The organism is Paracoccus sulfuroxidans, assembly GCF_007830335.1.
Lineage (GTDB): Bacteria > Pseudomonadota > Alphaproteobacteria > Rhodobacterales > Rhodobacteraceae > Paracoccus > Paracoccus sulfuroxidans.
On record NZ_VLKU01000008.1, the window covers coordinates 46,229 to 58,101 of the forward strand.

Annotated in this window: 13 protein-coding genes; 5 read left to right on the top strand and 8 right to left on the bottom strand. The window is 65.6% G+C overall.

Going from position 1 to position 11,873, the window contains the following annotated elements:
• Window positions 1-74 precede the first annotated feature (74 nt).
• From rseP to pyrH, 6 genes are all read right to left on the bottom strand, one after another.
• On the bottom strand, window positions 75-1,397 hold the full coding sequence (gene rseP, locus IQ24_RS13305) for an RIP metalloprotease RseP (protein ID WP_145398603.1): 1,323 nt from the start codon (window positions 1,395-1,397) through the stop codon (window positions 75-77).
• Window positions 1,397-2,569: a 1-deoxy-D-xylulose-5-phosphate reductoisomerase gene (dxr, locus tag IQ24_RS20260; RefSeq protein WP_199756575.1), complete on the bottom strand. Its 1,173-nt coding sequence runs from the start codon at window positions 2,567-2,569 to the stop codon at window positions 1,397-1,399. Before dxr ends, rseP begins: the two co-directional genes overlap by 1 nt.
• A gap of 3 nt (window positions 2,570-2,572) precedes the next feature.
• Window positions 2,573-3,415 carry a phosphatidate cytidylyltransferase gene (locus IQ24_RS20265; RefSeq protein ID WP_199756576.1) on the bottom strand — a complete coding sequence of 281 codons (843 nt, stop codon included), beginning with the start codon at window positions 3,413-3,415 and terminating at the stop codon, window positions 2,573-2,575.
• On the bottom strand, window positions 3,412-4,149 hold the full coding sequence (gene uppS, locus IQ24_RS13315; RefSeq protein WP_145398605.1) for a polyprenyl diphosphate synthase: 738 nt from the start codon (window positions 4,147-4,149) through the stop codon (window positions 3,412-3,414). The genes IQ24_RS20265 and uppS overlap by 4 nt, the downstream gene beginning before the upstream one ends.
• Before the next feature lie 3 nt (window positions 4,150-4,152).
• Window positions 4,153-4,719 (bottom strand): ribosome recycling factor, encoded by a 567-nt coding sequence (gene frr, locus IQ24_RS13320; protein ID WP_145398607.1) that lies wholly within the window; start codon window positions 4,717-4,719, stop codon window positions 4,153-4,155.
• A gap of 80 nt (window positions 4,720-4,799) precedes the next feature.
• Window positions 4,800-5,531, bottom strand: a complete 732-nt coding sequence (gene pyrH / locus IQ24_RS13325) for a UMP kinase (RefSeq protein WP_145398609.1) — start codon at window positions 5,529-5,531, stop codon at window positions 4,800-4,802.
• An 84-nt stretch (window positions 5,532-5,615) separates the two neighbouring features.
• On the opposite strand from pyrH, the gene miaA reads away from it, so the two are divergent.
• Both miaA and IQ24_RS13335 read left to right on the top strand, forming a co-directional pair.
• A complete protein-coding gene (gene miaA / locus IQ24_RS13330) occupies window positions 5,616-6,497 on the top strand; it encodes a tRNA (adenosine(37)-N6)-dimethylallyltransferase MiaA (RefSeq protein ID WP_145398611.1) in 882 nt (293 codons plus the stop codon).
• Between the two features lie 98 nt (window positions 6,498-6,595).
• The gene (locus IQ24_RS13335; protein WP_145398613.1) at window positions 6,596-7,654 is read left to right on the top strand and encodes a helix-turn-helix domain-containing protein; all 1,059 of its coding nucleotides are present in this window, start codon (window positions 6,596-6,598) and stop codon (window positions 7,652-7,654) included.
• Window positions 7,655-7,716: 62 nt separating this feature from the next.
• Here IQ24_RS13335 and IQ24_RS13340 read toward each other — a convergent pair whose 3' ends face one another.
• Window positions 7,717-8,481 (bottom strand): RlmE family RNA methyltransferase, encoded by a 765-nt coding sequence (locus IQ24_RS13340; RefSeq protein WP_145398614.1) that lies wholly within the window; start codon window positions 8,479-8,481, stop codon window positions 7,717-7,719.
• A gap of 1 nt (window position 8,482) precedes the next feature.
• A complete protein-coding gene (locus IQ24_RS13345) occupies window positions 8,483-9,607 on the bottom strand; it encodes a Ppx/GppA phosphatase family protein (RefSeq protein ID WP_145398616.1) in 1,125 nt (374 codons plus the stop codon).
• 156 nt (window positions 9,608-9,763) lie between these two features.
• Between IQ24_RS13345 and IQ24_RS20270 the strand changes: the two genes are divergently transcribed.
• Genes IQ24_RS20270 through IQ24_RS13355 form a run of 3 tightly spaced genes read left to right on the top strand, consistent with a single transcriptional unit; the run spans window position 9,764 to window position 11,844 of the window.
• A complete protein-coding gene (locus tag IQ24_RS20270) occupies window positions 9,764-9,928 on the top strand; it encodes a hypothetical protein (protein WP_199756577.1) in 165 nt (54 codons plus the stop codon).
• A gap of 13 nt (window positions 9,929-9,941) precedes the next feature.
• Complete coding sequence (locus IQ24_RS13350) at window positions 9,942-11,123, top strand: vWA domain-containing protein (protein WP_145398617.1); 1,182 nt, start codon at window positions 9,942-9,944, stop codon at window positions 11,121-11,123.
• Between the two features lie 37 nt (window positions 11,124-11,160).
• Entirely contained in the window at window positions 11,161-11,844 is a 684-nt protein-coding gene (locus IQ24_RS13355) for a M48 family metallopeptidase (protein ID WP_145398619.1), read from the top strand.
• The last annotated feature ends 29 nt before the right edge of the window (window positions 11,845-11,873 follow it).

Here is an 11,873-nt window from a genome sequence, read left to right on the forward strand (position 1 = left end):
CGGCAGATTCATCCCGCCGGGTTTGCTTGGATGGATACAGCGAACGCGGCGGCAGTGTCAAAACAGAAGGGCCGTCATGGGCAGAAAAGATCGTTCGAGAGACCGAAAATCATCAGTGACAGCACCATAGCAAGGCCCAGCATGCTGAGCAGGTTCATCACCCGTTCCGAGGCGGGACGCCGGAAAATCGCCTCATAGGTGAAAAACATCAGGTGCCCGCCGTCCAGAACCGGGATCGGCAGCAGGTTCAGAAAACCGATGGCGGCCGAGAGGACCGCGATCCACCACAGGAAATTCGCGCCGCCCGCCGCAGCCGCCTGCCCCGTCGTCTCGGCGATGGAAATGGCCCCGCCCAGATTGCACGAGCCGATCTGCCCGGTGACCATCGCCCAAATCCCACTGACCGAAGAGCTGATGACGCCCCAGGTCTGCTGGACGCCTGCACCAAGCGCCTCGCCCACACCGGCCGGGCGGGTTGCAGGGTCAAAGAAACTGCCGCCAGTCACGCCGATCAGCCAGCGCTTTTCGAACCCGTTCTCGGTCGGCAGGTCCTGTTCGCGCGGGACCAGCGCATAATCGGCGCTGCCCTCGCCCTCGCGCCAGATGGTCAGCAGGACCGGGCGTCCTTGTGCCGCGTCAACGGCGGAGCGCAGATCGGCAAAGCGCGTCACGGGGCGACCGTCGATGGCCTCGATCACGTCGCCGCCCTTCAGCCCCGCCGCAAGCGCCGGGCTGCGCGGCGCGACGCCGCTGACCATGGGCGGCATCGGCTCGGGCCCGGTCAGCGTGACCTCCTGCCCGTCGCGGCGCACGGTCCATTGCTGCTGGGCCGAGGCCTCGAGCTTGTCGGCGACCTCGCCCAGTTCCCGGTAGGTCGTGACCGGCTGGCCGCCGATGGCCAGGATCTCATCGCCCTCGCGCAATTCGTTGACGACCTGCGGCGGCATGGCGGAGATGCGCCCGATCTCCAGCCGGTCGACCGGCACGCCCTGCCAGATCAGGATGGCGCCGAAGACGAGGATCGAAAGAATGAAGTTGAAAACCGGACCCGCCGCCACCGTCGCAAACCGCGCCCAAAGCGGCGCGCCGGACAGCGTCTGCCTGCGCAGCGCGGGATCGACCTCTTCCCCGGCCCCTGCGCTTGCGGCATTGCCGTCGCCCAGAAAGCGGACATAGCCGCCCAGAGGCAGCAGCGCGACCTGCCACAGCGTGCCGCGCCGGTCGCGGCGCGAGAAGATGCGCGGCCCGAAGCCCAGCGAAAACACCTCGGCCTTGATGCCCGACAGGCGACCGATGATGTAATGGCCGTATTCATGCACGGCGACGATGATCGACAGCGCCACCAGAAAGGCCGCAACCGTCCAGAGCAGACCGCCCAGATTTGCCAGCATCTCCATCAGGCCGCTCCTTTCCATTCCGCCGCATTCATTCGGGCCAACGCGTCCCAGGCCAGCACATCCTCAAGGCTCTCGGGGCTTTGGGCAAAGCCCGGCTGACCCGCCGCGACCGAAAGCGCATGCTCGACCGCCGCCGCCATATCGGGGAAGCGGATGCGCCCGGCGATGAAATCATCCAGCGCCTGCTCCTTGGCGGCGTTGAAGACCGCGCCCGCCGCCCCGCCCGCCGCGATGACCTCGCGGGCCAGACGCAGCGCGGGCCAGCGCGTCTCATCGGGCTCGGCGAAGGTCAGGCTGCCAATGCTGGCGAGGTCCAGCTTCGCCACCGGCAAGGCCGCGCGTGATGGCCAGTTCAGCGCGAATCCGATGGCATGGCGCATGTCGGGCGGCCCCAGATGCGCAATCGTCGCGCCGTCGCGATGCGTGACCATGGCGTGGATGATCGATTGAGGATGCACCACGACCTTCAGGCGATCCAGGCCGATCCCGAAAAGCTCATGCGCCTCAATGACTTCAAGAGCTTTATTGAACATCGAGGCGCTGTCGATGGTGATCCGCTGACCCATGTCCCAGTTCGGATGGCACGAGGCCTCGGCCACGGTGGCGCGGGCCAGCCGCTCCAACGGCCAGTCACGGAATGCCCCGCCCGAAGCGGTGATGGTCACACGCTCGACAGTTTCGAGATCAGCCTCAATAAGGCATTGGAAAATGGCGGAATGTTCGGAATCCACGGGCAGGATCGTCGCCTGCCCTTCGCGCGCCGTGCGGCGCACAAGCGGGCCCGCCGCGACCAGCGTTTCCTTGTTGGCGAGCGCCAGCATGCCGCCCCGACGCAGCACGCGCAGCCCGGGCGGCAGCCCTGCCGCGCCCACGATGGCGGAAAGGTTCCAGTCGGCCGGACGCTCGGCCGCCTCGGCGATGGCCTCGGCCCCGGCGGCAACCTCGGTCCCGGTTCCCGCCAGCGCCTCGCGCAGGTCGGGCAGCAGCTCTGCATGGGCGGTGACGGCGATCTCGGCCCGCAGCGCCTTCGCCATCTCGGCCAGACGGCGGATGTTGCGGCCCCCGGTCAAGGCGACCGTGCGATAGGTCGCGGGGCCACCGGCCCGGATCAACAGATCGAACGCGCTTTCACCGACCGAACCGGTCGCGCCAAAGACAGAAACGGTGCGCATTCTCTAGCCTCCGATCACCGGCAACAGGCCCGCGATCATCATGATCAAGGCGGCCAGCAGCGCCCCCGACATGGCGTCGAAACGGTCCATGACGCCGCCGTGGCCGGGGATCAGGTTCGAGCTGTCCTTGACGTCGACCCGGCGCTTCAGCCAGCTTTCCGCAATATCGCCGAACTGACCCGCGACGGCCAGCAGTGGCCCTGCGATCAGCACGCCCCAGCCCGCAAGGCCCGTGGCCCAGAGGGCCAGCGCCAGAAGAACCGCCCCAACCCAACCGGCAATCGTACCGCTCCAGGTCTTTTTCGGGCTGATGGCCGGCCAGAAACGCGGGCCGCCCAGACGGCGCCCTACGAAATAGCCCAGCACATCCGACAGGATCACCGTGCCGACGATCCAGAGGATCGTGGGCAGGCCCATCACCTCGTGAATGACGACGAAAGCATAGGGGGCGACCAACATGGCGATGGTGAAGGCGACATAGGCCACACGCTCGTGTCGGTTGGTGCCCGGCAGACCGGCCAGAACCGGCACCAGAACCAAGGCCATTGGCCAGTCGCCCGGCAGGGTCAGCATCGCAAGCGCGGTCAGCCCGCCCAGAAACCCGATCAGCTCGGGGTGGCGGGGGCTGTGATATTCAGGGTGACGCCAGCCGGTCAGCCGCGCCAGCTCCCACATCAGCAGCCCCGCGACGATGGAAATGCCGAAGCGCAGCCACAGCCCCGAGGACAGGATCAGAATCGTCGCCAGAATCACCAGCACGACAGCCGAGCCGAACCTTCGGCCCAGATCCGCCCATTTGACCGAGCCCGCAGCCCGCTTCTGCGCTGAGTGGCCGTCGCCCGTCATGCGCCGCCGAAACGCCGGTCGCGCAGACCGAAACGATCCAGAATCTCGGCCAGATGTTCGGGGGTGAAGTCCGGCCACAGGGTCTGGGTGAACTCATATTCCGAATAGGCGGCCTGAAACGGCAGGAAATTCGAGGTCCGCGTCTCACCCGAGGTGCGGATCACCAGATCCGGATCGGGATGGCCTGCGGTGTCCAGACATTGCACGAAATCCGCCTCGGTCGGCGGCGCGGCCACTTCGCCCTTCACCACCCGCTCGGCCAGCAGGCGCGAGGCGCGGACGATCTCATCCCGGCCACCATAGTTGATGGCGACGGTCAGGTTCAGCCGCGTGTTCATGGCCGTGCGCGTCTCGATGCCCTCCATCAGGCGGCGCAGCTTGGCGGTAAGCTTCTCGCGCCCGCCGATGAAGCGCAGGCGCACCCCTTCGGCGGAAAGGCCATCGGCCTCACGCTCGATATAGCGGGCAAAGATGCCCATCAGGCCCAGCACCTCTTCGGTCGAGCGCTTCCAGTTCTCGGTCGAGAAGGCATAGACCGTCAGCCAGTTCACACCCAGATCCGGGCAGGCCCGGACGATCTGCTTGACCCTTTCAGCGCCGCGACGATGGCCGACCAGCCGCGGCCAGCCTTTGTTGACGGCCCATCGGCCGTTGCCATCCATGATGATGGCGACATGACGGGGGCGCGTTTCCTGGCCCGCGAAACCGAACAGATTCGCTGCACTTTCTGCCATTCATCAGACCTGCATGATCTCGGCCTGCTTGCTCTCAAGCGCCTGGTCCACGTGCGAAATCATCTTGTCGGTCAGGTCCTGAACGGCGCTTTCCCAGAACTTCTGGTCGTCTTCCGACATGCCGCCGCCGGTCTTGGCCTTCTTGATCTGGTCCATGCCGTCGCGGCGCACGTTGCGGATCGCGACGCGGGCGCTTTCGGCATATTGCGCAGCGACCTTGGTGAGTTCGCGGCGACGCTCTTCGTTCAGTTCCGGGATCGGCAGCATGATGATGGTGCCGTTCGTCTGCGGGTTGATGCCCAGCCCCGATTCGCGGATCGCCTTCTCGGCCTTGCCGACCAGCGCCTTGTCCCAGACGTTGATGGTGACCATGCGCGGCTCGGGCACGTTCACCGTGCCGATCTGGTTGATCGGCGTGGGAGAGCCGTAAGCTTCGACCATGATCGGCTCGACCATGCTGGCGGATGCGCGGCCCGTCCGGAGAGAGGCGAATTCGTGTCGCAGCGAATCCATCGCCCCCTTCATGCGCCGTTCAAGATCGTCAGTGTCGATTTCAATGTCGTCGGACATGCTCGCTCATGGCCTCTATGTTGTGTATTTGAAGCGTTTCTACCCGAGCCCTGCTCTCAAGGCAAAGGATATGCGGGGTTTTAGCCATGCACTCGCGTATATGTGCCCCGGCCCGAGAGAATCCCCCGGAAACCGCCCGGCTCATCCAGCGAGAAGACGATGATCGGCAGGTCATTGTCGCGTGCCAGCGCAATGGCCGAGGCATCCATGACGCCCAGATGCTTCTGCAGCACCTCGTCATAAGTCACATCCTCATAGCGCTTCGCATCGGGGAATTTCTTCGGGTCCTTGTCATAGACGCCGTCGACCTTGGTGCCCTTGAAGATCGCCTCGCAGTTCATCTCGTTCGCACGCAGGGTCGCGGCGGTATCGGTGGTGAAATACGGGTTGCCGGTGCCTGCGGCAAAGATGATGACGCGCTTTTTCTCAAGGTGGCGCACGGCGCGGCGGCGGATATAGGGCTCGGCCACCTCATCCATGCGGATCGCGCTGATCACGCGGCAATGGATGCCAAGGGCCTCCAGCGCGGCCTGCATGCCAAGCGCGTTCATCACGGTTGCCAGCATGCCCATATAGTCGGCGGTCGCCCGCTCCATCCCCTGCGCGCTGCCCTGCAACCCCCGGAAGATATTGCCGCCGCCGATGACCATGCAGATCTCGACGCCCATGTCATGGACGGACTTCACCTCTTGGGCGATGCGCGCCACGGTCGGCGGGTGCAGGCCGTAGCCCTGATCGCCCATAAGCGCCTCACCCGAGATTTTCAGCATCACCCGCGAATAACTGGAGGAAGAGTTGGGTTGGTCCGTCATGGCTTACCTTTCGCGGGCGGTTACATTGGCGCGCAAAATGTCGCAAACAGGGCGCTTGTTCAACCATGATGCCGATACCGTGACATGTCCGCCACCCAAAAGCTGATCGCGCGCCTAGACCCCGACCGGCATGTGCTGATCGCCGGCCCGACGGCCAGCGGAAAATCGGCCCTGGCGCTGGCAATTTCGCAGGAGCAGGGCGGCACCATCGTCAATGCCGATGCCCTGCAGGTCTGGTCTTGCTGGCGCGTGCTGACCGCGCGCCCCTCGGTTGAGGATGAGGCGCTGGCCCCGCATGCGCTTTACGGTCATGTCGGGCCCGAGCGCAGCTATTCGGTGGGCGACTGGCTGGCCGAGGTCGCAGCCCTGCCCGGTCGGCTGATCATCACCGGCGGCACCGGACTTTACCTGACGTCACTGACGCGCGGGCTGGCCGTCATCCCCCCCGTCGCGCCCGAAATCCGGACCGAGGCCGATCTGCTGGCCGCCCAGCCTGACGGGCTGGCGCGGATGATCGCCGGGCTGGACCCGCGCACGGCCTCGGGGATCGACCTTCTGAACCCGGCGAGGGTCCAGCGCGCATGGGAGGTCCTGCGCGCCACCGGACGAGGACTGGCCGAGTGGCAGGCCGAAACCCCGCCGCCCCTGATCGCGCCCGAAAATGCGGAATGTCTTGTGCTGAACGCCGACCGCGACTGGCTGGCCGATAGAATCGCCACCCGCTTCCATGCGATGATGGCGGCCTCGGCGCTGGAAGAGGCCCGCGCGCGGCTTTCCGACTGGGACCCGCGCCGCCAATGGGCGCGCGCCATCGGCGCCGCCGAACTGATCGCACATCTTAAGGGAGAGATGTCGCGCGAGGATGCAATCGAACGCTCGATCATCGCCACGCGGCAATATGCGAAATCGCAGCGGATCTGGTTCCGAGGCCGCATGCGCGAATGGTCGCCGGTGGCATTACCTTAAGTAATTCACTGTTTGTAAGCAAAAAAATGGAATCGACCATTCCCTAGGGGCGGGAGTCCGGGCTAATCTTTAGGCGAAGATTCGCCGAAAGAGCCCTGATGAACGAGGCTGTTCGAAACCTGCACGGTAAGGCCCCGCCACCTTCGGACGCAGGTGACGGGCAGCAGGCGCGTTTGCGCGATGCAGGCGTGAACCTCGGCGCGATTCTGGAGCCGTCAGAGCGCGACCCACGCGAGGCAGCCGACCTGCCAGAGAGCCTGCGCCTGACGCCGCCCGCCATCACCTCGCTGCGCCCCCTTCGCCATGATTTCGTGCCCGTTCCGCCGCCCGGCGACGGGCTGCGGGTCATGCCGCTGGCCGCATTTCACTGGGGCGGACGAGAGCGGGGCATCGGCGCCCTGCCCCAGCCGCGCCTGCGCGGCGATCATGTGCTGCTGCATCTGCAAGAGGGCGTGCTGCAGATCGACTTTCCGCGCCAGCAGTCGCGGCACATCGGCGAAACGCTGGCTTTCGTGCCCTCCGGCACCGCCTTCTCAATGCGTCCGGATGCGCAACTGCGCGGGCAGGTCCTGCTGATCCCGCATCGGCTGACCGCTGGCATGCAGATGCCCCTGCCGCAGGAGTTCCGCAGCGGCATCCCGCAGGACGCCGACCGGCAGATGCTGGGCCCGGCCTTCCGCGCGCTGGCGGGTGGCACGCCCAAGGACAAGCCCGCCCGCATCGCAATGCTTTGCCAGTTCGAGCTGATTTCCTTCGCGCTAGGCCGCCTGACCCGCCACCTGCCCGGAGTGGCGGATACCGTCGGCAGCCTGATCCACTCACGCCCGCTGACCGAGCGTTTCCTGACCCTTGCCGCGCAGAATCTGGCAAGCGGGCGCACCATGTCGGAACTGGCGGCGATGCTAGGCTGCTCGCTGGCGACGCTCGACAACGCCTGCCGCCAGACAAGGGGGCGTTCAGCGCTGCAGCTGACCTATGAGCTACGGATGGAGCGGGCCGTCACCGCGCTCCGCGCCACCCGCACCCCCATCACCCAGATCGCGCAGGAGCTGGGCTATACCAGCGTCGGACATTTCATGCGCGCCTTCGCTGATGCGACCGGCCGCACGCCCGAGGCCTTTCGCGCGGTCAGCGGGACGTGGCGCGAATGGATCTAGAATTGAAATAAGAACTTCAGCTTAAGCCACTGATCTAGAACAGATCAGCGCAAGATCGGCGATCAGTCGTTCTGATCTTCGTCATCCGCCTCGTCAACAGCCTCACCCCGGAAACCCTGCGCCACCACGAATTTTTCGGAGGAATCCGAGCGGCTGGCGGGCGGCTTAACGTTCGCGACCTTGGTGAAGTTGCGCTTCAGCATGGCCTGCATCTCGGTCTCGGCCCCGCCTGCCAGTACCTTGGCGACGAAGGTGCCGCCCGGCTCCAGCACGTCGAAGGCGAACTGCGCCGCCGCCTCGACCAGCGCGACGATGCGCAAATGGTCCGTGCCTTTATGCCCCGAGGAGGCCGCCGCCATGTCCGACATCACCACATCGGCGCGACCGCCCAGCCAGGTCTTGACCTGATCATCCGCGCCATCGGCCAGAAAATCCAGCTGATGGATCTCGGCCCCGGCGATCGGCTCGACCTCTTGCAGGTCGACCCCCAGCACGCGACCGACGCGCTTGCCGGATTTCTCGCCCAGAGCATTCACGCGCTCGACCGCGACCTGACACCAGCCGCCCGGCGCGCAGCCAAGATCGACCACCCGCGCCCCCGGCACCAGAAAGCGGTACTTGTCGTCGAGTTCGAGGATCTTGAAGGCGGCACGCCCGCGATAACCCTCGCGCCGCGCCCGGGCGACATAGGGGTCGTTCAGTTGCCTCTCCAGCCATAGCGTGCTGGAGAGCTTGCGCCCCTTGGCCGTCTTGACGCGCACGCGCAGATCGCGCTGCCCCCGCCCCGAGCTTTTGCGGGTGCGCCCCGGCTTCTTGTCGTCCGTCATCTCATGCCACTCCGTTCAGCCCGTCCGGAGCCAGTACGCCGTCCTTGACCATCTGTGAATACAAAAGCCCCTCGCGCAGGCCACGATCCGCAACGGAAAGTCGCGTCGTGGGCCAGACACGCATGAGCGTCTGAAGAATTGCCGCGCCCGACATGATCAGCGCATGCCGCTCGCGCCCGATGCGCGGGTCGGTGCGCCGCCCCTCGGGGCCAAGCGCCAGATAGTCGCGGATCACCCGGTCGATCTGCGCCGTCGTCATCGTCAGCCCGTCGACCTTGTTGCGGTCATAGCGCCGCAGCCCCAGATGGCTGGCCGCCACCGTCGTCACCGTCCCCGAGGTGCCGATGATCTGGAAGCCCTCGGCCATGCTGGAGGCGTGGACGTAAGGCGTGAAGCCCGACAGCATCTCTTCGAAATGCCAGGACATCAGGGCGAAACGGCCCTGATCATCCTCGACATCCTCGAAAAGGTCGCGCAGCGTCGCCACACCCAGCGGCACGCTGATCCAGTCGACGACGCGGGCGCTGCCGGGCAGCGCATTCGCGAAACCGTCGCCCAGCCGCATGATCGCGCGCGGCCGCTCAGTCGGTTCGACATCTTCCAGATCGACCCAGACAAGCTCGGTCGAGCCGCCGCCGATGTCGACGATCAGCAGCTGTTCGGTCCGGTGACTGACCAGCGGCGCGCAAGAGATCACGGCCAGCCGCGCCTCTTCCTCGGCGTCGATGATCTCGATGGGCAAGCCGGTTTCGCGCCGGATCATCCGCATGAAATCGCGGCTGTTATGCGCGCGCCTGCAAGCTTCCGTCGCGACCAGACGCATATGCGAGACCGCGTGCGTTTCCAGCTTGCGCCGGCACACCTGCAGGGCATGGACCGTCCGCGCCATGGATGAGCGCGAAAGCCTGCCAGAAGCCTCGAGCCCGTGCCCCAGTTGGACGGGCTTCGAGAAGCTGTCGACCACCTGAAACTGATTGCCCACAGGACGGGCGATCAGCATCCGGCAGCTGTTGGTTCCAAGGTCAAGAGCGGCGTAAAGCTGCCCTTCCTCGGCCGGGCGGGTGACGAAAGGCTCGACCGTTCTTCTCGGGAACGCGTCCGCACCCGCGGGACGCTTGGGCGCCATGATGCACGCCCTCCGATTACAAGTTGCAATCAAGTTAACGCGCGGAAACCCGCCGTTCAAGGGGCGGGACGTCAGGAACGCCCCGACGTCCCTTCGCGGGCGTGCGAATGCCCGGCCCTCTCGACAGGGGCGATGCTTGGGGGTAATTGCCTGAGCATGATCATTCTTGCCGCATTCATTCTTGGTGCAGCGATTGGCTGGTTCCGCGCCTCAAAGCTGGGCGGGAACCGTGCCGACAAGCTGCAATATGCCCTGGCCCACGCGCTGGCCTTCACCGTGGTGGGGCTTATCGTGACCGTCATTCTGGCGCGCTCGATGTGATTAGGGTGCCCTGATGTTCCGCCCTTTCCTTGACAGCCTGCGCCGCCACGGAGTTCCGGCCAGCCTGCGGGAATATCTTGACCTGCTGGCGGGCCTGAAGGCCGGGCTGTCCGACTGGACGCCCGAGGGGTTCTATCATCTGGCGCGCATCACGCTGGTCAAGGATGAGGCGCATATCGACCGGTTCGACCGGGCCTTCGCCGAAAGCTTCTCGGGCCTCGATGAGATCCCGGTCGAGGCGCTGATCAATGAGGTCTCGATCCCGCGCGAATGGCTGGAGAAGCTGGCCGAGAAGCTGCTGACCCCGGAAGAGCGCGCGGCCATCGAAGGCCCCGGCAGCTTTGAAGAGCTGATGAAGCGCCTTCGCGAGCGTCTGGCCGAACAGCAGGGCCGCCATCAGGGCGGCAACAAATGGATCGGCACCGCCGGAACCTCGCCCTTCGGCGCTTATGGTTACAACCCCGAAGGCGTGCGCATCGGCCAGCACGAAAGCCGCCACCGCCGCGCGGTGAAGGTCTGGGACAAGCGCGAATTCCGCGATTTCGACGATTCCGTCGAACTCGGCACGCGCAACATCAAGGTCGCGCTGAAGCGGCTGCGCGAATGGGCGCGCCATGGCGCGGCCGATGAGCTGGACCTGCCCGGCACCATCCGCGCCAGCGCCGAGCATGGCTATATCGACGTGCAGACCCGGCCCGAGCGGCGCAATGCGGTGAAGGTGCTGCTGTTTCTGGACGTCGGCGGCTCGATGGACGATCACACCCGGCGGGTGGATGAACTCTTCTCGGCCGCGCGCGCCGAATTCAAGCATTTCGAGCATTTCTATTTCCACAACTGCGTCTATGAGGCGTTGTGGAAAGACAATAACCGCCGCTGGACCGAGACCATCCCGACATGGGAGGTGATGAACCGCTTCGGTCGCGACTATAAGGCGATCTTCGTGGGCGATGCCTCGATGTCACCCTATGAGATCGCCGTTCCGGGCGGCGCCAATGAGCACTGGAACCCCGAGCCGGGCGAGCTGTGGCTGCGCCGCCTGCGCGAGACTTGGCCCGACAACGTCTGGCTGAACCCGGTGCCTCAGGATCATTGGCAATACACCCGCTCGATCTCGATGATCCGCGAGATCTTCGACGACCGCATGGCGCCCCTGACGCTGGAAGGCCTGACAGAAGCGATGCGGCTGCTTGGCTGATCTGGTATGGGCGGCCTGAAACCGCCATATAGATCAGATGCTGAAGTTCACGCCGATCCTGCTGATCATCCTTTACGCCACCGCCATGTGGTTCTTCTCCTATTGGCGGCTCAAGGCCGAGCTGAACGCGAAATCCTCCCCCCTGACACATCCAAGGCTGGTTCCAATGCTGGAACGGCTGGGCAAGGCCATGGACCTGCCGCCCGTGCGCGCCCATGTCTATGAGATCGCGCCGGTGAACGGGCTGGCGGCACCGGATGGGCGCATCTTCCTGACGCGCGGGTTTCTGGACCGGCTGGACAAGGGCGAGGTCACCGAGGCCGAGCTGGCCTCTGTCATCGCGCATGAACTGGGGCATGTCGCCAGCGGCCATACCCGACGGCGGCTGGTCGATTTCGCCGGTCAGAATGTGGTGCGCATGGTTCTGGCAGGCGTTCTGGGCCGCTTCATCCCCGGCATCGGCGCGTGGATCGCCAATCTGGTGGCAAGCGCCGTGGCTGCCCGCCTCTCACGTCAGGACGAATTTGAGGCCGACGCCTTCGCCAGCGCCCTGATGGTCAAGGCGGGCCTTGGCACCGAGCCGCAGAAGAGCCTGTTTCGCAAGCTGGAGGCGCTGACCGGCGGCCGCGCCAACGCCCCCGCCTGGCTTCTGTCGCATCCGCCCACCAAGGCAAGGATCGCGGCTATCGAAGCGCTTGAGCGGAAATGGGGGCTGGCCTGACTTGCCGAGGGGCCGCGATTGCCTATGCT